Source organism: Burkholderia sp. Ax-1720, assembly GCF_011753035.1.
Taxonomy (GTDB): Bacteria; Pseudomonadota; Gammaproteobacteria; order Burkholderiales; family Burkholderiaceae; genus Burkholderia; species Burkholderia gladioli.
This window is the reverse complement of the sequence record NZ_VWWK01000045.1, coordinates 15,671-36,709: the sequence shown is the minus strand read 5'-3', so window position 1 is coordinate 36,709 and position 21,039 is coordinate 15,671. Positions and strand designations below refer to the sequence as shown.

The window sequence follows — 21,039 nt, the reverse complement described above, 5'->3', positions numbered from 1 at the left end:
GATCTCAGGACTCGTTGCCGGTCCCGGCCGTGCCGCGCGGGCGGCGTGCCCGCGTGGTGCCGCTGCGTATGGCGCGGGCGCGCTTGGCAGGGGCGGCCGGTGCCGCCTCGTCGTCGGCCGCCGCTTCGCCCGTGCCGGACAACAGGTCCTCCGGCGCCGCGGTTTCGGCCGCGGCATTCGTTTCCACCGCCGCGGCCGCGGTTTTCTTCGCGGCTACCTTGCGTGTGCGAGCCGGCGTCTTCTTCGCGCGGGTCGACTTGGCGGCCGTGGCCGTGGCCGGGGCTTCGTCGGCCTGCGTCGCCGCCGGCAGGTCGTCGCCGTGATCGGCGAAGGCCGGCACCACTTCGTCCGGCATGGCCGGCGTGCTCTCGACCACCACCGGCTCGGCCGGCGCGGACGCTTCGTGGGCCGGCGCGTCCTCGATCAGCGGCATCTGCTCCGGCTTGCGCGAGCCGCGTCCCTTGCCGTGCCTGCCTTCGTCGCGCTTGTTGGCGTGGCGGCGCTCGCCGTCGTGCCGCGCTTCGCGCTTCGCCTCGGCCTGCGCCGGCTGGGCGAGCGCTTCGGCTTCCGCCTCGCTTTCCTGGCGACGGCCGCCGTCCTGGTGCGCGCGGCGCTCCTTCTGCTGCTTGTGCTCCTTCTGGTCGCGATGACGCGAGCCGCCGCCATGCCGCGCCGGCTGCTGCGGCGCTGCTGCCGGGGCTTCGCCGCCGCCGAGCGCCTCGTCGGCCTTCGCTGCTTCCGCGCCGAAACCCGGCTCGGCCGCCGCGCCCTGGGCCGGACGCGACACATAGGTGCCCGACTTCTCGTCGCGGCCGATCTCCAGCAGCCCGTGCGCCTGCGCCTCGTCGAGCAGGTTGCCGAAGGCGCGGAAGCCGTAGTAGGTCTCGTTGAAACCCGGCTTGCGCCGCTTGATCGCGCTCTTGAGCACCGAGGCCCAGATCTTGCCGCTGTCGCTGCGCTCGGAGGCGAGCGCGTCGAAGGTCTCGACCGCGATGGTGATCGCCTCGAGCTTGCGCGCGTCGCCGTCCTGCTTGCGCTGCTTGTCGTCTGCCGCGCGCTTGCCGCTGTCGGCGCCGGCGCGCGACTCGCGCTTGGCCTGGGCGCGCTGCAGTTCGCGGGCGAGGTCGTCGTAGAAGATGAATTCGTCGCAGTTGGCGACCAGCAGGTCCGAGGTCGAGTTCTTCACGCCCACGCCGATCACGCGCTTGGCGTTCTCGCGCAGCTTCGAGACCAGCGGCGAGAAATCCGAGTCGCCGCTGATGATCACGAAGGTATCGACGTGCGATTTGGTGTAGCAAAGATCGAGCGCGTCGACCACCAGCCGGATGTCGGCCGAGTTCTTGCCCGACTGGCGCACGTGCGGGATCTCGATCAGCTCGAAGCTCGCCTCGTGCATGGCGCCCTTGAAGGTCTTGTAGCGATCCCAGTCGCAATAGGCCTTCTTGACCACGATGCTGCCCTTGAGCAGCAGTTTCTCGAGCACCGGCTTGATGTCGAATTTCTCGAACTTCGTGTCGCGCACGCCGAGCGCGATGTTTTCGAAGTCGCAAAAGAGCGCCATGTTGACGCTGTCCTGAGGCAAGGCCATGAGTTCTCCAACCGTAGGCTCGCCGAACCGGCGAGCGCTGAAATTGCGCACATGATAGCGGGCTTGGGTGGGCGATGACCGCGCGCGGGTGAAAAAGGCCGGCCGAAAGCGGCCGTCGAGCGGGGCGCGCGTCGCGCGTCGGTTGCTGCCTGCGGGTGCTCAGGCGCGCGGCTCGCGCAGCCGGCGGATCGCCTGCCAGGCGCAGCCGGCCGCGGTCGCGGCCAGGCCCGCGAAGCTCACCATCACGCCCAGCGCGAAGCCGGCCGGCATCTCGCCGCTGTCGGGCGTGTCGGGGCGCGCGAATACCGCCGCCAGCGTGCCGGCCGCGATCAGCGCGAGGCAGGCCACCCAGTAGAGCCGGCCGCGCGTGGCGCGCAGCGCGTGCCAGCCGGCCCAGCCCAGGCCGAGCAGGTAGAGCAGCGCGAGCGTGCCGAGCGCGATCAGGTCGGTGGCGGTGGCGGCTTGGGCGAAGCTGGAGGAGGCGGGCATGAGGGCAATGTCAGGCGGGACGGGAAGCGGATAAACAGCCGGCGACAAGCGGGTAAACGCCGGTGGCTGGTGGACCAGCGCGGCGGACATGCGCGGCGGGCAGGCACGACAGGCAAGCACGACAGGCAAGCGGCGCCCGGGGGAAATCGACCGCGAGCCGGCAGCCAGGCGGCGTCGAGCCCGAAGCGTGACTGTATCGGCGGCGCGGGGGCGAACGCAAGCCCGATGCAAGCCGGGGCCGCTCTGTCTAGAATCGGGATTTTCCGCCATCGGACCTCGCCATGACCGCTGCCTCGCTCGACCCGACCGCTTTCTCCCTCGATGCCGCCCCGCTGGCCGCGCGTCTCGATGCCGTGTGCAACCAGGCGCTGCGCGAACGGCGCCTGGTCGGCGCGGTGGCGATCGTCGCGCGGCACGGCGAGATCCTGTATCGCCGCGCCCAGGGGCTGGCCGATCGCGAGGCAGGTCGGCCGATGCGCGAGGACACGCTGTTCCGGCTCGCCTCGGTGACCAAGCCGATCGTCGCGCTGGCGGTGCTGCGGCTGGTGGCGCGCGGCGAACTCGCGCTCGACGCGCCGGTCACGCGCTGGCTGCCCGAATTCCGGCCGCGGCTGGCCGACGGCAGCGAGCCGATCGTCACGATCCACCACCTGCTCACGCACACGTCGGGGCTCGGCTACTGGCTGCTCGAGGGCGCCGGCTCCGTGTACGACCGGCTCGGCATCTCGGACGGCATCGACCTGCGCGACTTCGATCTCGACGAAAACCTGCGCCGCCTCGCCTCGGCGCCGCTGGCCTTCGCGCCGGGCAGCGGCTGGCAGTATTCGCTGGCGCTCGACGTGCTCGGCGCGGTGGTCGAGCGCGCCACCGGGCAGCCGCTGGCCGCGGCGGTGGCGTCGCTGGTCGCCCAGCCGCTCGGCATGCGCGATTGCGGTTTCGTCTCGGCGGAGCCCGAGCGCTTCGCCGTGCCTTACCACGACGGCCAGCCGGAGCCGGTGCGCATGCGCGACGGCATCGAGGTGCCGCTGCCGGAAGGCCATGGCGCGGCCGTGCGTTTCGCGCCCTCGCGCGTGTTCGAGCCGGGCGCCTATCCCTCGGGCGGCGCCGGCATGTACGGCTCGGCCGACGACGTCCTGCGCGCGCTCGAGGCGATCCGCGCCAATCCCGGTTTCCTGCCCGAGGCGCTGGCCGACGCGGCGCGCCGCGACCAGGCCGGCGCCGGCGCCGAGACGCGCGGCCCCGGCTGGGGCTTCGGCTACCTGAGCGCGGTGCTCGACGATCCGGCCGCGGCCGGCACCCCGCAGCACGCAGGCACGCTGCAATGGGGCGGCGTCTATGGCCATTCCTGGTTCATCGACCGCGCGCTGGGGCTCAGCGTGCTGCTGCTCACCAATACCGCCTACGAGGGCATGTCGGGCCCGCTGACGATCGCCTTGCGCGACGCCATCTACGCGCGCTGAGCGGCACGGCATGGCTGGGGCCGCCCCCAGCCTGCGCCGGCGCACGAAAAAAGGCCGGGGCATCAGCCCCGGCCTTCATTGCCTTGCCGAGCCGGCCACGCCGGCCGGTCATGCCGGCTTCACAGATCGAAGAACACCGTTTCCTGCTCGCCCTGCATGCGGATGTCGAAGCGATAGACGCTCACGCCGTTCGCCGTGCTCTCGCGACGCGCGATCAAGGTCTGGCGGCGCGCCGCCGGCACCGTCTCGAGCACCGGGTCCGCCGCGTTGGCGGCCGATTCGTCGTCGAAGTAGAGGCGCGTGAAGGCATGCGTGAGCACGCCGCGCATCATCACCGTGACGTCCACATGCGGCGCGCCGGCGGCGGTGGCGGCCGGCTTCACGGTGCGCACCACGAAGCGATGCTGCGCATCGGTGCCCGTGCCGACCCGCGCGAAACCCGTGAAGCCGCTCGCCGCCGCCTCGGCGCGCGAGGCCGGGAAGCGGCCGCTCGCGTCCACCTGGGTGAATTCCAGCATGGCGTCGAGGATGGTCTTGCCGTCGCCGTCGAACACCTGGCCGATCAGCAGGATCTGCTCGCCCGCCGCGTGCGGCTCGGCGATATCGGGCGAGAACAGGCTCTTCATGTCGAAGTTGTACTGCTCGGGGCAGAGGCCGTAGGCGAAGTAGGGGCCGACGGTCTGGGAAGGGGTCTGTTTCAGCGTCGTCATGATCAGCGCTCCATCGGGGTGGCGTCGCGGCCGCGCAGCACGATGTCGAATTCGTAGCCGAGCGCGTAGCCTTCCTCGGTGACGTCGAGCGTGAAGCGCGACACCAGGCGATCGCGCGCCTGTTCCGGCGTGCCCTGGAAGATCGGGTCGTATTGCAGCAGCGGGTCGCCCGGGAAGTACATCTGGGTGACCAGGCGCGAGCCGAAATAATCGCCGAACAGCGAGAAATGGATGTGGTTGGGGCGCCAGGCGTTCGGGTGGTTGCCCCAGGGATAGGCGCCGGGCTTGATGCTCAGGAAGCGGTAGCGGCCCTGGTCGTCGGTCAGGCAGCGGCCCGCGCCGAGGAAGTTCGGGTCGAGCGGCGCGTCGTGCTGGTCGGCCTTGTGGACGTAGCGGCCGGCGGCATTGGCCTGCCAGATCTCCACCAGGGTATTGCGCACCGGCTTGCCGCCCTCGTCGAGCACGCGGCCCGTGACGATGATCCGCTCGCCCAGCGGCTCGCCGTTCTTCACGGCATTGCGTGTCAGGTCGTGGTCGAGCGCGCCGAGGTCGTCGGTGCCGTAGACCGGCACGAACTGGTTGCGCAGCTTCTCCTTGAGCGGCACCAGCGGCTGCGTCGGGCCGCGCTTGACCGAGGAACGGTATTCGGGGTGCACATAGGCGGGATGCGAGGGCCAGTCGCGCGGGCTGAGGATGGAATCGTCCATCGCGGTGTCTCCTGTCTGGTATTGGCGGGGATGACGAGACTTTAGCCAAGAGCGAAAGTTATGCAAAATGACGTTTCGTCTTATCTCGTATAACCAGACGTTATGGAAAACCGTATCGCCGACGGCCGGGTCAAGTTCCGGCACCTGCAGTGTTTCCTGGCCGTGGCCCAGCTGGGCGGCGTGCAGAAGGCTGCCGAAAGCCTGTCGATCACGCAGCCGGCGGTCTCGAAGACGATTGCCGAGCTGGAGTCGCTGCTCGGCGTGAAGCTGTTCGAGCGCGGCCGGCAGGGCGCCCGGCCGACCCGCGAGGGCCAGTTGTTCCTGCCCCACGCGAGCGCCTGCGTGCTGGCGTTGCGCCAGGGCGTGGGCCTGCTGGCCGGCGAGAGCGGCGAGGCGGCCGCCACGCTCGAGATCGGCATGCTGCCGACCGTGGCCGCCTCGCTCGCGCCGGCCGTGATGAAGGCGCTGACCACCCGGCTGCCGCGCGTGATCGTGCGGATCGCGACCGATCCCAACGCGCGGCTGCTGGAGCGCCTCAAGTCGGGCGAGATCGAATGCGCGATCGGCCGGCTCTCCGAGCCCGAGCGCATGATCGGCCTGTCCTTCGAGCAGCTCTACAACGAGCCGCTGGTGGCGCTGGTGCGCGCCGGCCATCCGCTGGCCGGCCATCCCGCGCCGGCCGGCGAACTGGGCCGCTATCCGGTGGTGGTGCCGCCTTACGGCACCCTGATCCGGCAGTCGGCCGAGCAGATGCTGGCCGCCTGCGGGGCGCCGCCGCTGGAAGCCTTCGTCGAGGTGCTGTCGGTCTCGGTGGGCCGCGCGCTGGCGCTTGAAAACGATGCCGTCTGGTTCGTACCGCGATATGCGGCCGAATACGACCTGGCCGCCCGCACCCTGGTGCGCCTGGCGTTGCCGGCCGAGGGCGCCGACGAGCTGGTGGGGCTGATCCTGCGCACCGACGCGCGCCCGTCGCCCGCCGCGCAGGCATTGATTGACGCGGTGCGCAATGTTGCGCGCGATCGTTTCGCGCGTTTCGCGACACGACGTACGGGAACCCGCAATCGACGTGGTTCCGCGGCGCCGCATCGGTGATAATGGCCGCTCGGCACACTTCACGGATACCGCTCCGCTCGGCGGTCCGCACGACAACGATGGATGACAGTACTGCCGGACGGCGCGGATGGAGAGATCCGTCGCCCCGGATGCCGCTGGGATATCTGGTGATCGCGGGCGGCGTCGCGATCGCCCTGGTGATGATGACGATCTGCGCGGCGATCCTTCGGGACAGCCGCGTGGACGCATTCGAACGCGCGCAGGACGGGGCGCGCAACACCCTGCTGATGATCGAGCGCGACGTGGCGCGCAGCCTCCATATCGACGACCTGGTCCTGCAGGGCGTCGCGGCCGGCCTGCGCGACCCGGCGCTGGCGGGCTTGCCGGTCGGCATGCGGCGGCGCCTGCTGTTCGATCGAGCGGCAGCGGCCAACGACATCGGCGGCATCTACGTGCTCGACGCGAACGGGCGCATGACGCTGTCCTCGAACGATATCGACACCGGCGACGAGCGCTTCGACGACCGCGATTTCTTCTCCGTGCAGCGCGACGATCCCGATGCCGGCCTGTTCGTCAGCAGCCCCTACGCGACGGTGCTGCACGGCGAGGATCCCAGCATCGCGCTGTCGCGGCGCCTGAACGGCCCGGACGGCAAGTTCGCCGGGGTGGTGGTGCTGTCGGTGCGGCTCGAGTATTTCCGGCGCCTGTTCGCCGGGCTCACGCTGGGCCCGCACGGCGCGATCGCGCTGATCCACACCAATGGCCGCCTGATCATGCGCGCGCCCAGCGACGCCACCCTGATCGGCCGCGACCTGCGCGGCACCGGCCCCTACACGCGGATGCTCAGCGGCGGCAGCTCCTTCGTCGACACCGCCTCGATCGACGGCGTGCGCCGCAGCTACCTGTTCCAGCGCCTGCCGCGGCTGCCGGTGATCGTGCAGGTGGCGGTGGCCGAGCAGGACGTCTATGCCGAATGGCGCCGCCGCGCCTGGCGCTTCGGGATCCTGACCGGCGCCTTCGGCATCGCCTTCGTGGTGTTGAGCGCGTTCCTGGCCCATTCGCTGTGGCGCAAGTCCGAGGCCGAGGCCGCGCTGGCGCGCCTGGCCGGCACCGACAGCCTGACCGGGCTGCCGAACCGGCGCTCGCTGGATGCCTCGCTGGAGCGCGAATGGCGCCGCGCGGTGCGTGCGAGGCGGCCGCTGGCGATCCTGTTCGTCGATATCGACCACTTCAAGCGCTACAACGACGAATACGGGCACACGCTCGGCGACGAGGTGCTGGCCTCGGTATCGGCCCGCATCGCCCAGCAGGCGCTGCGCTCTCACGACGTGGTGGCGCGCTACGGCGGCGAGGAGTTCGTGGTGGTGCTGCCCGATACCGACAGCGCCGGCGCGCGCACCGTGGCCGAGCGGATCCGCGATTCGGTGCGCCAGCTCGGGATCGAGCATGCCGGCGCCGAGTCGGGTTACGTGACGGTCAGCGTGGGCGTGGCGACCTGGCGCCCCGATGCCGGTTACCCGACCAACGTGGCGGTGGTGATCGACGCGGCCGACCAGGCGCTGTATCGCGCCAAGGCCAGCGGGCGCAACCGCGTGTTCGAGGCCGAGATGGCCTGAGCGGCGCGAGCGCGTCGTCTTTCTCTTCGAGGCCGGTTCCGGCCTCGTTTTCCCTTCAATGCCCCAGCGCGGTGCCGAGGCTCGTGTCGAGCCGGTGCCGCTGCTGCAGTTCCGCCAGCCGCGGCAGCGCGATGCCGAGTTCGGCCGCCGTCGCGGCCGGGTCCTCGCCGTGGCGCCGCATGGCCGCGTCGAGCGCCTGCCGCTCGGCCGCCTCGAGCGTCTCGGCCAGCGTGCGGGGCGCCTGCGCGGCGTAGTCGCCGAGATCGAGATCCTCGGCCGACAGCACCGGATGCTCGGCCATCACCATCGCGCGGCGGATCCGGTTGATCAGTTCGCGCACGTTGCCGGGCCAGGCATAGCGGTACATCGCGTCGATCGCGCAGGGCGAGAAGCCGCGGATCCGGCCGCCGCCGTCGGCATCGAAGCGCTGCAGGACATGGCGTGCCAGCACCTCGATGTCGCCGCTGCGCGCGCGCAGCGGCGGCTCGTCGATGCGCAGCACGCAGAGCCGGTGGAACAGGTCGGTGCGGAAGCGTCCCTCGCGCATCGCGGCGTCCAGGTCGACATGGGTGGCCGACAGCACGCGCACGTCGACCGCGATCGACTCGCGCCCGCCGAGCCGCTCGATGCGGCCTTCCTGCAGGAAACGCAGCAGGCTCGCCTGGCTCTCGTGCGGCATGTCGCCAATCTCGTCGAGGAACAGGGTGCCGCCCTGCGCGGCCTCGATCCGGCCGATCTTGCGCTGGGTGGCGCCGGTGAAGGCGCCGCGCTCGTAGCCGAACAGCTCCGATTGCAGCAGCGCCGGCGGGATCGCGCCGCAGTTGATCGGCACGAAGGGCGCCTGGCGGCGCGCCGAGCGTTCGTGGATCGCCAGCGCGGTCAGCTCCTTGCCGGTGCCCGATTCGCCGGCGATGAACACGCTCGCGTCGGTATTGGCTACCTTGCGGATGGTGCGGAACAGCGCCTGCATCGCCTCGCAGGTGCCGACCATCTCGCCGCCGCCAGCTTGGCCGGCATCGGCCTTGCCGCCGGGGCTCGCGCCGGCCGGCTCCGCGTCCTGCGCCGCGGGTTCGTCGAGCCGGGCCATGCCGTAGGCGTGGCGCGCGAGCAGGTCGAGCGTGGCGGGCGGGGCGCCCGACTTCAGGTAGTCGAAGCAGTAATGGCGCACCAGCCGCCGCACCTCGGGCCGGTCGAAACGGGCCGCCTCGGCCAGCGCGATCCAGGCGGTGGCCGGGCAGCGCAGGGCGCCGTCGAGCGCGGCCAGTTCGTCGTCCGCCAGGTCGTCGAGCGCCACGATGCCCGCCTGCGCGCGCCGAGGCGCGGGCCGGCGCGCGAACTCGGCCGGCGAGGCCGCCAGGCTGACGCTCCAGCCGTGCTGGGACAGGAAGGCGACCAGCACCGGATCGGGCCGGCGTGCCAGGTAGACCAGGGCGCGCGCGCCCTCGGCCGTCTCGGTGGCGGCGCGGCGGCGCCGGGAGAAATCGGCGGCGATGACGCCGGGAGGAACGCGGGATTCGTGCACGATGGGCTCCGGCGCGACGATCAGAACGTGTACGGGAAACGCACGCCGACCACGAAGTTCGGCGCGTCCGGCGTGAGGCCGACCGCCACCGAGGCATTCATCGTCAGGTGCTTGTTGAAGACGTGGTTGAGGCCGAAGTTCAGCGTCGACGCGGTGGTCTGGCTGCCCGGCACCTTCTGCCACGATTCGCCCGGCGCCTGGGTCTTGGTTTCCGGCTCGAAGGCGAGCGTGTAGGCGATGCTGGCCGAATCGCGCTCGGAGAAGGCCAGCGCCACGCCGCCGCCGATCTGCACGATGTCGCCGAGCTTGACCTTGGCCGGCTGCGTCTGGCCGACCACCGAGGAGATGTCGGAGAACGAGCGCGCCACGTTGTAGGTGTAGGACAGGCTGCCGAACAGCACGATCGGATCGTAGGTCTTCAGCACCGACATGCCGGCCGTGATGCTCCAGAAGCCGGTGCCGGTGGGCAGCGTGTCGGGGGCGACCAGGTTGGTGTTGTTCGGATCGATCTGGCGCAGCTTGATGCCGAACGGCGAGGTGCCGGTGGGTGCCTTCACGCGCAGGCTGCCGACCACGTCGGGCAGGTTCTGCGTCTCCTTCAGGAACTGGTAGTAGATCCCGAAGTTGACGTCGCCCAGCGCGTGCGAGGTGCCGCTCGCGTCGGACAAGGTGCTGGCCGCGCCGCCCGCGCCGCCGACGATGAAGCTGCTGGTGCGGTAGACATAGGGCACGTCGACGTCGACGTTGATGCGGCTGGTCAGCCCGTAGCGCACGTCGACGTCGCTGGAGAGCTGGTGCGACTTGGTCTGGCCGAGGTTCAGGTTGCCCAGGAAGATCGCGTCGAGCGCGAGGAAGCCGGACAACTGCAGTTGCCGGCGATCGTAGTAGGTGTCGTTGATGCCCCAGTCGATCGTCAGCTTGTGGTCGAACAGCGGCGCGTGCTCGCGCTGCACCACGGCGTTCTCGGCCTCGGTGCGCACCGGCTCGGCGGCGCGGTTGTCGGTGCCGATGGTGCCCGGCGCGGGCGCGCCGGCATTGGCGCCGGCACGCGAGCCGCCGCCGCCCGAGCCTGCTCCATTCGAGCCGCTCGACGCGCCGGAGCCGCCGGCGCCGGAGGCGGGCGGTATCACCGGCACGCCGGTGGCCGTGCCGGTGCCGTCGCCCGGCGCGGGCGACAGCGGCATCACCTGGGCGAGCGTGACGGTGCCCGCCGGCGCGTCGGACAAGCCGCGCCCGCGCTGCGCCATCTCCAGGTCGATCACCTGGGCTTCCAGCGACTGGATCTTGCGCTGCTGCGCATCGACCAGCTTCATCAGCGTGTTGAGCCGATCCTCGATCGACTGGTTCGCGAGCGATTGCGCCTCGACGCTGCTCGCGATGGTGAACAGCAGCACCGCGGCCGGAATGGCCGCGAGTGCGTGACGCGGTAACGATGTGGCCTTCATGGTCTACCCCCCCGGGTATGGTTTATGTCAGGAAGCGAGTTCGGCGTGCCGCTCGCCGGGGCAATCGCCCGGCGGCAAAAGGCGCGGCACATCCCTTGTGCTGTCATCGGCGTCCGTCGCGCGGGTCTGCACGCGGGCGCCATCGTTATCGATCGTTCAGCGGCTTGCGCGCCGCCTCATTTCCTCACCGGGAAGGCGGCCTGCAGCGCCTGCAGCACGCCGGCCTGGCGCAGCGCGCCGGCCGACATCTGTTGCGTGCGCAACTGCAGTTGCAGCTGGTTGGAGACGACCTGCTGGTTGCCGGTGATCTGCAGCAGCTGGGCGATCGAGCCGGCCTGGGCGGCCGCGGCCGGCGCGATGGTCTGGGTGGCGAGGCCGGCCGGCGTGTTGAGCGCGAGCGTCACGCCGTTGGCGCCGAACGAGATGGCGGCGCGGATCGAGCCGTCGGCATTGGACGCGCTGGCCGAGGGCGCGTTGCTCGCGCCGGCCAGCATGGTGAGCAGTTGGCCGTTCGAGCCGAAGTCGATCGACATGCCGTTGTTGCCGGCATTGCCGTTGCCGGCCACCTGGGTGACCTGCGAGACGCCGTTGACGCGGATCGACTGGCCGCCGCTCGCGCCGTTGCCGGCTTGGGCGCCGGAGGGGCCGGCGTTGTCGCCGCCGACCACGCTGGCCAGCGTCTGCACCTGCGCGGAGAGCTGGTTGGCGGCATTGGCGACGATGTTGAGGGTGCCCTGGGCGACCGCCAGCGCGCCGTTGGGCAACTGCCATTGCGAGAGCAGGTTGACGACCACGCCGGAGATCATCGTCGCGTCGGCGAACTTGCCGGTCTGACGAGCCAGCACGTCGTCGTCGACCGCGACGACCGGCAGCGCCGCGGCGCCCGGCTCGCCGGCGAACGGCAGCGACATGCCGGCGGGCGAGACAGCCAGGGCGGCGCTGCCGGTGAGTGCGCAGGCGGCCGCACAGGCCGCATCGCGCAGGAACGAGAGTGAGCGATTCATGATGGGTCAGAACAGGTCTGCCTTGATCAAGCCGTACTCGACGAACGGAATCGCGGCGGAGCCGGTGGACAGCGCCTGTTCGCGCAGTTTCAGCGCCAGCGATTCGTTGTTTTGCAGCAGTGGGGAATCCTCCCTGAAGGGTTTGCCGACCACCGCGAACACCAGCCCGTTCCAGGACTTCGCGAAGTCCTGCTCGAACACGATGCGGTTGCCGAGCGCGGGATCGGCGAGGAAGATGCGGCCTTCGGCGGCGCGCTTGACGATCACGAAGTGCTCGTAGCCGTCGATGTTCATCAGCACGATGACGGGGATCTGCAACTGGTAGAGCGCTTCGGTGCCGACCCGGAAGCCGCGGCCGCGCAGGCCGAGCGTCTCGACGAACTTCTTCATGTCGAGCATCGAGAAACCGTGCTTGACGACCACCTCGGGGGTGGAGAACTCCATCATCCGGGCGATCATCTCGGCCTCGGGGATATCGATCCCGTAGCCGTACTTGAGCAGGGTGGCGAGCGCGGCCGAGCCGCAACTGAAATCGAATTGCTGGTTGACGATGTCGCGATGACGCAGCTCGTACATCGAGTGCACCGGCTTGTGCAGCGGCACGCCGGCAAACGGCAGCGTTTCCACGCTGGCTTGCGCGGCGGCTGACGGCACCAGGGCCCAGCACGCGCACAAGGCGACGAGCCGGGCCGGCCAATGATCGGATACCGCTGACATGGGTGTCTCCCCCGAGACTGCCGCGCGGTGCAACGAGCGCGGCGATGCGACTGGCGCGAACAGCACAAGGCGACGTCCCGCGCCGCCGTGATGGGCGATGCGGGACGTCGTGGCAGCGATCAGTGACCGCTGTTCAGTGCTGCGATGGCCAGGCCGTTGTGCTGCAGGTTGCCCGCGCCGCCGGCGATGTTCACGCCGATGTTGCCCGTGGCGCCGGTGAGGGTGTTGGCGCCGAGCATCGCGGTGCCGATGAAGCTGCCCCTGACCTGGGCGTTCGCGATCTGCGTGTTGTCGTCGGTGGCGACCATCGCGACGGTCCGGGCGTGATCCGCGTCAACCGTCGTCATCGAGCCGGCGAGGCTGTTGTTCTGCACGTTGCCGACGCCGGAGGTGACGTTCACGCCGACATTGCCCGAGACCTGCGCGAGCGAGCCGTCGCCGATCGTTGCGTTCAGCACGAAGTTGTCGATGCGCGCGTGGCCCGTCGACGACTGGTTGCTGAAGATCTGCGCATTGCCGAACACGTTGCCGACATCGACCGAAGCCAGCGCCACGTCGTTGCTCTGTGCGTTGTCGACGCCTTGCGCGATGTTGATGCCGAGGTTGCCCTTGACACCGGTGGCGGCGTTGTTGCCGGTGGCGGCGACCAGCGCGCCGGGCTGCTGGGTGTTGGTGACCTGCGTGACGCTGCCGGAGGTTTCGACACGGCTGGAGTTGTAGTCGTTGCTGAAGCCCCAGAGGTTGGCACGTGCGGAGCCGGAGCTTTCCTGTGCCGAAATCGAACCGCTGCTCGATTGCGAGGACTGGCTGTTGCTCGCGCCGGCGACCCACTGAACGCCGCTGCTCGACATCGTGCTGCTGGTGCTCATGTCGGCATGCTGATGAGCGTCGCTCGAGGCATTCGCGGAGGAGGTGGCGCCCCAGATCGCGCCTGCGGCACCGACGATATATCCGCTGGTGTTTTGCGAGGCGCTGCCGCCAGCCACGAAACTGAACAGGCCGGGCAGGAAGTAGCCGCTGACCTGGCCGGACTGGCTGCTGCCCGCCGCACCGGCAGCACCGCCGGCGATGAAGGCCGATCCGCCGGTATTCGCCGACTGATGCAGGCTCGATGACTGGTTGGCGGTGGCGCTTTGCTGCGTCGAGGCGGTACGGTAGGAACCGCCGGCAACCCAGGAGCCGCCGCTTTGCGACGACGACCGGGACGAATTCGTCTCGGCCGAGGCGTTGAAGAACGAGCTCTGCAGCGACGCGCGATACGAGCTGCCGACATCGCTGACGCTGGCATGGACGTTGTCGACCGTGGTCGTCACGGCGCCCTTGGTGTAGCTCTGGGCGAGCGGGTGCAGCGACACGTGATTCAGCGTCACGGTCTGGTTGTTGTTGATCACGGCGCCGGCCGTGCTCGATACGCCGACCGCGCCATACAGGCCGACGAAGCCGAAGATGCCGACCGCCTCGGTGACCCCGGTGACGTTGTAGAGGAAAGCGTCTGCTGCGTGGACCGAGCCGGTGGCCGCCGATGCGAGAACCGCGGCTGCAATGACAGTGCGTTTCATGATGCGCTCCGATACAGAAGTGGCTAGTTGATAAAAAGCGTGCCCGCCGGGGGACGGAGCACAAAACTATTTGCCGTGGAGTTACCGGCGCCGGCTGTCTGGTTGACTTGTACGATTCCGCTGATATGCTTGAATGCGTCGCCGCTAATCGACACATCCCGCCTATCCCGGCCCCCCGCCGGTATTCCCAGGCCTCCAGCCTTCGGAGCCGTTTCGGACAGTTCGCTGTCCGAAACGGCCTCGATCCCAACGCCCAGCGTGCCGATGGCCATGCTGTTGCGCTGAAGATTCGCGCTGCCCGCGCTTTGATTCACCATCGCCGCACCGGACAGGTTTGAGAGGGCTCCGCCCTCGATTCGCACGCTCGTGTCGCCGGTATGCGCGGCGGCGCCGGCCGCCTGCAGCGAGGACACGCCGGCACCGGCCGCCGAGCCGATCCCGATCGCGAGCTGGTTGGCCTGGGCGTTGTCGAGCCCGGCCGTTTCGTTGATGCTCAGCACGCCGCTGATGCCGCGCGCCGCGTTGGCGCCGATCACGGCGGTGCCGGACACGTCGGGCACCGCCTGCGCCCGGGCCTGCGGCATCGCGGCCGCGACCAGCGCGCAGACCAGCATGGCGCGAGCATCGAAAACGATTCGGATGACGAAACGATCGTTCGATGCGAAGGCGCGTGAAGGGCGGCGGCTCATTTGATCGCTCCCAGTGCCGTGACCAGCGGCGAGATCGCGCCGGTGATGGTGGTCGAGATGGTGTTGCCCAGGCCGCCCAGGCCGGCGGTCGGCACCATCACGCCGGCGTTGCCGCGCCCGATCGGGCCGGCCAGGTCGGAGGTCAGCACCTGCGTGACGGCAGCCACCGTCGCGTTGGTATTGCCGACCGTGCCGGTGACGACGCCCACCGAGCCGCGTGCATTGGTCAGGTCGAGATCGGAGACCACGGTCGCCATCATCGGATCGAAGGTATTGGCCGGGAAGGTGGTGGCGCGCACCGCCACCGGATCCTGCTCGACCGGCACCGGCCGGTAGGCGATGCGCGGCGTGACCGTGCGCAGCACGATGATGTCGCCGGGGTTCTGCACCTGCTGGGCTTGCGCGCTGCCCGCGGCGCAGGCGAGCGCGGCGAGTGCGGCAAGCAAGGGAGCGGTCGAGCGGTTCATGGCGATGTCCTCGCGGCGGCCGGATCAACGGCGCGTCAGGGTGAGGCTGTTGCCCTGCATCGGGCGGGGCGCGTCGGCCGGCATCGGCAGCGGCGAGGGCAGGGCCGGCGGCGCGAGTTCGTCCCACAGCGTGACGTGGTTGCCGGCGCCGGCCAGCATCGCCGGCGAGGCCGAGACCATCATCGTCATGCCGGCCGCGCGGCCGCGCTGGGCGGCCAGCGTGGTCTCGTCGAGCGGCAGCTCGCGCAGGCCGGCGAACATCTCCGGCGCGGCTTCGTCGCCGATCGCGGCGGCCAGCGGAATCACCTGCGCCTGCGCGGCCGGGATCGAGGCCAGGGCGAGCAGCGCGGCGGTGAGGATCGGGCAGAGGTGGCGGTTCAGGGCAGGCATCGCGGTTCTCCGTTGTGCGAGACATTCAGCGAATAGCGTGCCAGCGGCGCGAGAGGCGCGCCGTTGCTGGGTCGATGTCGAGATGAGCGGCGCGGCGCGGGGGAGCGGCGCGCGAAAACGTATCAGCGACGTAACACGGCAGGGGGCGCGACTTCGCCGAGGCGATACGAGCCGGCCCGGTTCGCGTCGCCGGCGGCTCGGACACGGCCGGCAAGTCTTTCCGAATGGTTCGTCGAAGCGCCGCAGAATCCGCGCGGGTCGAGGCTTTCACGGGGAGACGACGAACCCGGGGCAAGGCTTGGCGCGGCGCCACGGGGCGCGCGTGAACGTATCAGCGAGGAAACGATTGTTAAACGCGCTGTTGCCAAATCGTAAGGAAAGGGCTGAGGAATCCGGGAAACCACGCAGGGCCGCCGCGGCGAGCCGGCGCGACGCGCGGCAAGCCCGACATGAGAGGGCGCGACATAAAAAGGCCCGGCATGAAAAAACGCGGCGGCTCGCCGATCGGCAAGCCGCCGCGCTGTCATCGGCGCGGGGATCGACAGCGGCTCAGGAAGGCCGCAGCGCCGCGTTGTGCGGCAAGCCCTTGAGCGGCGAGCGCGCGTCGGCCGGCGTGGCGGCGGGGCGCGCCATCACCGAGAAGCCGAAGGTATTCCAGCCCTCGTCGCAGGCCACGAACACCGAACCGCCGTGCATGTCGGCCACCGCCTTGACGATCGACAGGCCCAGCCCGTGGTTCTCGTTGCTGTTGCTGCGCGCTTCCTCGAGCCGGTAGAAGCGCTCGAACATGTGCGCGCGCACGGCGGGATCGATCGGCGTGCCCGGGTTCGACACGGCGATCACCACCTGCTCCTCCGCGGCGCGGATCTTCACGCGGATCGTGTCGCCGGGCCGCGAATGCTGGATCGCATTGATCAGCAGATTGGTCATCGCGCGGCCGAACAGCGAGGTATCGACGCTGGCGCGCGCGTCGCCCGTCAGCTCGGCGCGCAGTTGCGCATCCTCCAGCGAGACCTCCAGGAAGTCGAGCATGCGCGACACCTCGATGGCCAGCGAGACGTCGCTGAGATTGGTGGCGCGCTCGCCGCGGTCGCTGCGCGACAGGAACAGCATGTCGTTGACGATCACGCGCAGCCGCTCGAACTCCTCGAGGTTCGACTGCAGGGTGCGCTGCATGCGCTCCACGCTGCGATCGCGCGAGCTGAGCGCCACCTGGGTCTGGCCGATCAGGATGCTGACCGGCGTGCGCAGCTCGTGCGCCACGTCGGCATTGAAGGACTCGAGCCGGTCGTAGGCGTGCTCGATGCGCTCCAGCGCGCCGTTGAACGAGCTGGCCAGGTCGTGCAGCTCGCTGGGCAGCGCATCGGTCTGCAGGCGCTGCTTGCGGTTGGCCGGGCTCAGCGCGGCGGCCTCCTTCGAGAGCCGCGCCAGCGGTTCGAGCCCGAAGCGCGTCACCGCGCGGCTCAGCAGCAGCGCGATCACGGTGGCCGCGCCGATCAGCCCGGCCAGCGTCAGCGCGATGAAGCGCAGCATCTTCTGGGTCCGGTCGCAGGTCGCGGCCACGATCAGGGTCAGCTCGGGGCGCACGCCATTGGTCGGGATCACCGTGGTGCGCGTCATCACGTTGTAGCTGCTGCCCACGCAGTGCACCAGCTGGAACGCGCCGATCGGCATGCCCACCGGCTCGCCGTCGATCGGCGTGCCGAGCCGGAAGGCCGGATCCTCGCTGGCGACGATGTAGCGCGTGGAGCCGTCCAGCGGCTGCAGGTCGGTGAGCTTTTCCTGCGTGATGTGCCAGCGCGCGGCGGTGGTGGCGTGCGAGACGATCATCTCGGCCACCTTGGCGCGCGTCTCCAGCGTGGCGCGCAGCTCGGCGAACAGTTGCCGCTCCATCATCGCGAACAGGCCGATGCCGATCAGCGAGAACACCAGCAGCGAGGTGATGCCGAACATCACCGACAGGCGCAGCGAAATCGAACGTTTCATCGCAACCTCAGCGGCGCAGGTCGGGTTCGGGCTCGTCGCGGACCTCGAGCACGTATCCCATCCCGCGGATGGTATGCAGCAGTTTGTCGGAGAACGGGCCGTCGAGCTTGGCCCGCAGACGCTTGATGGCGGTTTCCACCACGTTGGCGTTGCTGTCGAAATTGACGTCCCAGACCAGCTCGGTGATGGTGGTCTTCGACAGCACCTCGCCGCGCCGGCGCGCCAGCACGCCGAGCAGCTGGAATTCCTGGGCGGTCAGGTCCAGGCGGATGCCGTTGCGGGTGGCGCGGCGGCTGATCAGGTCGACCCGCAGGTCGCCGATCGAGATCAGCGTCGATTCCTGCACGCGCGCGCGGCGCGTCAGCGCGCGCAGCCGCTCGATCAGCTCGAGGAAGGAGAAGGGCTTGGTCAGGTAGTCGTCGGCGCCGCCGCGCAGGCCGCGCACGCGGTCGTCGACGCGGTCGCGCGCGGTCAGCATGATGACCGGCGTGTCCTTCTGCGCGCGCAGCGCGCGCAACACGCCGAAGCCGTCGATCTTCGGCAGCATCACGTCCAGCACGACCACGTCGTAGTCGTATTCGACGGCCTTCCAGGCGCCGTCCTCGCCGTCGGTGGCGGTGTCGACCACCCAGCCTTCCTCCGACAGCCCGCTCTTCAGGTAATCGACGACCTTCGGTTCGTCTTCGACGATCAATACTTTCATTCGGCTTTCCCGTTGGCTGGCCCGGCGGCGAGATCGGCCGCGCCCGCTCCGGCGCGGGCCGGCGTGTCGCCGCCGCCTGCCGGATCGGTCGCGGACCAGCCGCCGCCGAGCGCTTTTGCGAGATATACCACCAGCGCGGCACGTTGGCCACGAATCTGCACTTCCTGGCGTTCGCTGGTGAGCAGCTGTTGTTGCGCGCTGATCACGTCGATATAGGCGGTCAGCCCGCCCGCGTAGCGGTCCTGCGCCAGCGAGACCAGCCGGCGCGCGTCCTCCAGCGCGGCGCGGGCGCGCCGCTCGGCCTCGTCCAGCGTGGACAGGCCCGTCACCGCGTTCTGCACTTCCTCGAAGGCGCCCAGCACGGTCTGCCGGTAGTTCGCCTGGGCGGCCTGGTAGCCGGCCTGGGCGAAGTCGACGCCGGCCTTGAGGCGGCCGCCCTCGAACAGCGGCTGCGAGACCGAGGCGCCCACCGACCACAGCAGCGACGGCACCGTAAACAGGCTGGCGAAGTTGGTGGCGTCCCAGCCGATGTCGGGCGACAGCACGATGCGCGGGAAATAGGCCGCGCGCGCCACGCCGATCTGGGCATTGGCGGCGGCCATCGCGCGCTCGGCCGAAGCCACGTCGGGGCGGCGCTGCAGCAGGTCGCTGGGCAGGCCGGTCGGCAGGGCCGGCGCGATCAAGGGCTGCACGCGCGGGGCGATCGAGAACGAGGGCGCCGGCGTGCCGACCAGGGTCGCGATCGCGTGCTCGTATTGCTGGCGCGTGTTGAGCAGCAACTGCGCCTGGGTGCGCGTGGCGTCCAGCAACGAGCGCTGCTGCAGCAGGTTCAGGCCCGACACGGCGCCCAGCTCGTGCTGCGCGCTGACGAAGTCGAGCGCCTTCTGCTGCAGCGCCACCGAGCGGTTCAGCACGTCGATCTCGGCATCGGTCTCGCGCAGCGCCAGGTAGGCGGTGGCCAGGTCGGCCGTCAGCACCAGGCGGGCATTGGCCAGGTCGTCGCCCGATTGCTCGGTGCTGGCGCGCGCGGCCTCGACGTTGCGGCGGATGCGGCCGAACAGGTCCAGCTCGTAGCTGGCCGTCGCGCCGATCTGCGTGTCGTTCTGGACCGTCGACTGGTTGCGCTGCGCATAGTTGGTGAGCGGGCGGTCGGCCGAGATCTTCTCGCGGCTCGCGCCGGCGTTCAGGCCGACCGAGGGCAACTGGGCCGACGCGGTCGAGGCCAGGGTGGCCCTGGCCTGGGCGTAATGGGCCGCGGCCGCGGCCAGCGTCTGGTTGGCCGCCAGCGCGCGCGTTTCCAGTTCGTCGAGCAGCGGATCCTTGAAGGCCTGCCACCAGTCGGGCGTGAGCGAGGCATGCGAGGGGCGCGCGCGCTGCCAATAGGTGTCGCCCGCCGGCTGCTGCCAGGCGGCCGGCGTCTCGACCTCGGGGCGGTGGTAATCGGGGCCGACCGCGCAGCCGGCCAGCAGCGCGGCGGCGCCCAGCGCCGGCAGCGCGAGGCCGATGGCCGCCGGCCGGCGCGTCGCGGTACCGGCGCGGGGCCCGGACGAGGCGCGCGGCGTCTTCACGATCCGGCCCCCGGCGCGGAAGCGCCCGATGCCGACGCCGATGCCGCCGATGCGGGGGTCGGCGTTGCGGCCGAATCTACGGCTGGAGTTACAGCCGAATTCGCGGCCGGATTCGATGCCGGCTTGCCCGCCGCCTTGCCGGCGACCTGTTCCGGCGCGGCCGCCTTGGCGATCACCACGTCGCCGGTGGCGAGCGAATCGCTCGGATTCAGCACGATGCGGTCGCCCGGCGACACGCCGGTGTCGATCTCGAGCGTCTTGCCGAGCGTGCGCGCGATCTGCACCGGATGCAGGGCGACCTTGCCGTCGGCGCCCACCACCGCCACGGTCGGCCCTTCGGCGCGGAACAGCAGCGTGTTGGCGGGAATCGTCAGGGTGCCGACCGCGGCCATCGGCAGGGTGGCCTTCACATAGGCACCCGGCAGCAGCCGGCCGTCGGCGTTGGGCAGCGTGATCTCGATCTGCAGCGTGCGGGTGGCCACGTCGATCGCCTGCGCGGTATGCGTGACGGTGCCGTCGAAGGCCTGGCCCGGCAGCTCCGATTGCGTGACCGCCACATGCTGGCCGAGCCTGACCTGCTGCGCGTAGGTCTGCGGCACGCGCACGTAGAGCCGCAGCCGGTCGGCCTGGGTCACCACGAACAGCGCGCGCCCGGCGCCGCCGTTGCCGGCATTGACCAGGTCGCCGATATCGATGTTGCGCTGGGTGACCACGCCGTCCACCGGCGCGACGATCTTCTGGAAGCCCTTCAGCTCGGTCAGGCGGCGCACGTTCGCGTCGGCCGCCGAGAGGTTCGCCACCGCCTGGTTGTACGCGCCCTGGCGATCGTCGAGCTCCTGCTGCGAGACCGCGTCGCGCTGGCGCAACTGCTGGGCGCGATCGAAGGAGGTCTTGGCCAGGGCCAGCGAGGACTGCACCTGCTGGCGCTGCGCCACGGCCTGCGCGTATTCCTGGTCGACCTCGGGCGTATCGAGCTCGGCCAGCACCTGGCCGGCCTTCACGCGCGTGCCGATATCGACGTCCCAGCGGCTCACGTAGCCGTTGGCGCGCGCGTAGATCGGCGCCTCCACGTAGCCGCGCAGGGTGCCCGGCAGGGCCAGGCGCGTATCGCCCTTGGAGGGGCTGGGCTCGACCACGCTCACGTACTGGCGCGCGTTCTGCTCGGCCAGCCGGTCGAGCCGGCCGCGGTTCAGGTAGTCGGCCACCAGGGTGCGCGCCGCGAGCGCGGCCAGCACCACGGCCACCACCACCAGGGCGAGCCGGGTGCGTCGGCGGACCTGCGCGCGGGCGGGCAGGTCGAGCCCGGATTCGTCGACGTGGAGCCCGACGGCGCTGTGACGTTTGTCTTCCATGAGTTCAACCGGTC

At 70.3% G+C, this 21,039-nt stretch carries 19 protein-coding genes; 3 read left to right on the top strand and 16 right to left on the bottom strand.

Annotated elements, in window-relative coordinates; translation table 11 throughout:
• Nucleotides 1-4: 4 nt before the first annotated feature.
• Both F3J18_RS15925 and F3J18_RS15920 read right to left on the bottom strand, forming a co-directional pair.
• On the bottom strand, nucleotides 5-1,588 hold the full coding sequence (locus tag F3J18_RS15925; protein WP_166913296.1) for an NYN domain-containing protein: 1,584 nt from the start codon (nucleotides 1,586-1,588) through the stop codon (nucleotides 5-7).
• Nucleotides 1,589-1,747: 159 nt separating this feature from the next.
• Nucleotides 1,748-2,077: a hypothetical protein gene (locus tag F3J18_RS15920; protein ID WP_013690221.1), complete on the bottom strand. Its 330-nt coding sequence runs from the start codon at nucleotides 2,075-2,077 to the stop codon at nucleotides 1,748-1,750.
• A 281-nt stretch (nucleotides 2,078-2,358) separates the two neighbouring features.
• On the opposite strand from F3J18_RS15920, the gene F3J18_RS15915 reads away from it, so the two are divergent.
• Nucleotides 2,359-3,537, top strand: coding sequence for a serine hydrolase domain-containing protein (locus F3J18_RS15915; RefSeq protein ID WP_166913295.1), 1,179 nt, complete (start codon nucleotides 2,359-2,361; stop codon nucleotides 3,535-3,537).
• Nucleotides 3,538-3,656: 119 nt separating this feature from the next.
• Here F3J18_RS15915 and pcaG read toward each other — a convergent pair whose 3' ends face one another.
• Nucleotides 3,657-4,247, bottom strand: coding sequence for a protocatechuate 3,4-dioxygenase subunit alpha (gene pcaG, locus F3J18_RS15910; protein ID WP_025098962.1), 591 nt, complete (start codon nucleotides 4,245-4,247; stop codon nucleotides 3,657-3,659).
• Between the two features lie 2 nt (nucleotides 4,248-4,249).
• Nucleotides 4,250-4,954 carry a protocatechuate 3,4-dioxygenase subunit beta gene (pcaH, locus tag F3J18_RS15905; RefSeq protein ID WP_060005772.1) on the bottom strand — a complete coding sequence of 235 codons (705 nt, stop codon included), beginning with the start codon at nucleotides 4,952-4,954 and terminating at the stop codon, nucleotides 4,250-4,252.
• A gap of 102 nt (nucleotides 4,955-5,056) precedes the next feature.
• Here pcaH and pcaQ point away from each other — a divergent pair, with 102 nt between their 5' ends.
• Nucleotides 5,057-6,046 (top strand): pca operon transcription factor PcaQ, encoded by a 990-nt coding sequence (gene pcaQ, locus F3J18_RS15900; protein ID WP_025098960.1) that lies wholly within the window; start codon nucleotides 5,057-5,059, stop codon nucleotides 6,044-6,046.
• 110 nt (nucleotides 6,047-6,156) lie between these two features.
• Nucleotides 6,157-7,623 (top strand): sensor domain-containing diguanylate cyclase, encoded by a 1,467-nt coding sequence (locus F3J18_RS15895; RefSeq protein ID WP_025098959.1) that lies wholly within the window; start codon nucleotides 6,157-6,159, stop codon nucleotides 7,621-7,623.
• 55 nt (nucleotides 7,624-7,678) lie between these two features.
• Here the strand turns inward: F3J18_RS15895 and F3J18_RS15890 are convergent, their stop codons facing one another.
• The 12 genes from F3J18_RS15890 to F3J18_RS15835 all read right to left on the bottom strand — a co-directional run bounded on the left by F3J18_RS15890 (nucleotide 7,679) and on the right by F3J18_RS15835 (nucleotide 21,025).
• Nucleotides 7,679-9,145 carry a sigma-54 dependent transcriptional regulator gene (locus F3J18_RS15890; protein ID WP_166913294.1) on the bottom strand — a complete coding sequence of 489 codons (1,467 nt, stop codon included), beginning with the start codon at nucleotides 9,143-9,145 and terminating at the stop codon, nucleotides 7,679-7,681.
• A 20-nt stretch (nucleotides 9,146-9,165) separates the two neighbouring features.
• Nucleotides 9,166-10,590: a hypothetical protein gene (locus tag F3J18_RS15885; protein WP_166913293.1), complete on the bottom strand. Its 1,425-nt coding sequence runs from the start codon at nucleotides 10,588-10,590 to the stop codon at nucleotides 9,166-9,168.
• 176 nt (nucleotides 10,591-10,766) lie between these two features.
• On the bottom strand, nucleotides 10,767-11,594 hold the full coding sequence (locus tag F3J18_RS15880; RefSeq protein ID WP_025098956.1) for a hypothetical protein: 828 nt from the start codon (nucleotides 11,592-11,594) through the stop codon (nucleotides 10,767-10,769).
• Nucleotides 11,595-11,600: 6 nt separating this feature from the next.
• Entirely contained in the window at nucleotides 11,601-12,311 is a 711-nt protein-coding gene (locus tag F3J18_RS15875; protein ID WP_025098955.1) for a C39 family peptidase, read from the bottom strand.
• 119 nt (nucleotides 12,312-12,430) lie between these two features.
• The gene (locus F3J18_RS15870; RefSeq protein ID WP_166913292.1) at nucleotides 12,431-13,870 is read right to left on the bottom strand and encodes a cell wall anchor protein; all 1,440 of its coding nucleotides are present in this window, start codon (nucleotides 13,868-13,870) and stop codon (nucleotides 12,431-12,433) included.
• A gap of 23 nt (nucleotides 13,871-13,893) precedes the next feature.
• Nucleotides 13,894-14,559: a hypothetical protein gene (locus F3J18_RS15865; protein ID WP_080959450.1), complete on the bottom strand. Its 666-nt coding sequence runs from the start codon at nucleotides 14,557-14,559 to the stop codon at nucleotides 13,894-13,896.
• The gene (locus F3J18_RS15860; protein ID WP_025098952.1) at nucleotides 14,556-15,026 is read right to left on the bottom strand and encodes a hypothetical protein; all 471 of its coding nucleotides are present in this window, start codon (nucleotides 15,024-15,026) and stop codon (nucleotides 14,556-14,558) included. The genes F3J18_RS15865 and F3J18_RS15860 overlap by 4 nt, the downstream gene beginning before the upstream one ends.
• Nucleotides 15,027-15,050: 24 nt before the next feature.
• Nucleotides 15,051-15,416: a hypothetical protein gene (locus F3J18_RS15855; RefSeq protein ID WP_166913291.1), complete on the bottom strand. Its 366-nt coding sequence runs from the start codon at nucleotides 15,414-15,416 to the stop codon at nucleotides 15,051-15,053.
• A gap of 549 nt (nucleotides 15,417-15,965) precedes the next feature.
• Complete coding sequence (locus tag F3J18_RS15850) at nucleotides 15,966-17,402, bottom strand: heavy metal sensor histidine kinase (protein ID WP_025098950.1); 1,437 nt, start codon at nucleotides 17,400-17,402, stop codon at nucleotides 15,966-15,968.
• A gap of 7 nt (nucleotides 17,403-17,409) precedes the next feature.
• The gene (locus tag F3J18_RS15845) at nucleotides 17,410-18,105 is read right to left on the bottom strand and encodes a heavy metal response regulator transcription factor (protein ID WP_013690236.1); all 696 of its coding nucleotides are present in this window, start codon (nucleotides 18,103-18,105) and stop codon (nucleotides 17,410-17,412) included.
• The gene (locus F3J18_RS15840; protein WP_345892521.1) at nucleotides 18,102-19,673 is read right to left on the bottom strand and encodes an efflux transporter outer membrane subunit; all 1,572 of its coding nucleotides are present in this window, start codon (nucleotides 19,671-19,673) and stop codon (nucleotides 18,102-18,104) included. Before F3J18_RS15840 ends, F3J18_RS15845 begins: the two co-directional genes overlap by 4 nt.
• Nucleotides 19,670-21,025: an efflux RND transporter periplasmic adaptor subunit gene (locus F3J18_RS15835; RefSeq protein ID WP_166913290.1), complete on the bottom strand. Its 1,356-nt coding sequence runs from the start codon at nucleotides 21,023-21,025 to the stop codon at nucleotides 19,670-19,672. Before F3J18_RS15835 ends, F3J18_RS15840 begins: the two co-directional genes overlap by 4 nt.
• Nucleotides 21,026-21,039: the final 14 nt, after the last annotated feature.

Coding starts and splice junctions, on each gene's coding strand:
- F3J18_RS15925 (WP_166913296.1), bottom strand. CDS start 1,588: ATGGCCTTGCCTCAGGACAGCGTCAACATGGCGCTCTTTTGCGACTTC.
- F3J18_RS15920 (WP_013690221.1), bottom strand. CDS start 2,077: ATGCCCGCCTCCTCCAGCTTCGCCCAAGCCGCCACCGCCACCGACCTG.
- F3J18_RS15915 (WP_166913295.1), top strand. CDS start 2,359: ATGACCGCTGCCTCGCTCGACCCGACCGCTTTCTCCCTCGATGCCGCC.
- pcaG (WP_025098962.1), bottom strand. CDS start 4,247: ATGACGACGCTGAAACAGACCCCTTCCCAGACCGTCGGCCCCTACTTC.
- pcaH (WP_060005772.1), bottom strand. CDS start 4,954: ATGGACGATTCCATCCTCAGCCCGCGCGACTGGCCCTCGCATCCCGCC.
- pcaQ (WP_025098960.1), top strand. CDS start 5,057: ATGGAAAACCGTATCGCCGACGGCCGGGTCAAGTTCCGGCACCTGCAG.
- F3J18_RS15895 (WP_025098959.1), top strand. CDS start 6,157: ATGCCGCTGGGATATCTGGTGATCGCGGGCGGCGTCGCGATCGCCCTG.
- F3J18_RS15885 (WP_166913293.1), bottom strand. CDS start 10,590: ATGAAGGCCACATCGTTACCGCGTCACGCACTCGCGGCCATTCCGGCC.
- F3J18_RS15880 (WP_025098956.1), bottom strand. CDS start 11,594: ATGAATCGCTCACTCTCGTTCCTGCGCGATGCGGCCTGTGCGGCCGCC.
- F3J18_RS15875 (WP_025098955.1), bottom strand. CDS start 12,311: ATGTCAGCGGTATCCGATCATTGGCCGGCCCGGCTCGTCGCCTTGTGC.
- F3J18_RS15870 (WP_166913292.1), bottom strand. CDS start 13,870: ATGAAACGCACTGTCATTGCAGCCGCGGTTCTCGCATCGGCGGCCACC.
- F3J18_RS15865 (WP_080959450.1), bottom strand. CDS start 14,559: ATGAGCCGCCGCCCTTCACGCGCCTTCGCATCGAACGATCGTTTCGTC.
- F3J18_RS15860 (WP_025098952.1), bottom strand. CDS start 15,026: ATGAACCGCTCGACCGCTCCCTTGCTTGCCGCACTCGCCGCGCTCGCC.
- F3J18_RS15855 (WP_166913291.1), bottom strand. CDS start 15,416: ATGCCTGCCCTGAACCGCCACCTCTGCCCGATCCTCACCGCCGCGCTG.
- F3J18_RS15850 (WP_025098950.1), bottom strand. CDS start 17,402: ATGAAACGTTCGATTTCGCTGCGCCTGTCGGTGATGTTCGGCATCACC.
- F3J18_RS15845 (WP_013690236.1), bottom strand. CDS start 18,105: ATGAAAGTATTGATCGTCGAAGACGAACCGAAGGTCGTCGATTACCTG.
- F3J18_RS15835 (WP_166913290.1), bottom strand. CDS start 21,025: ATGGAAGACAAACGTCACAGCGCCGTCGGGCTCCACGTCGACGAATCC.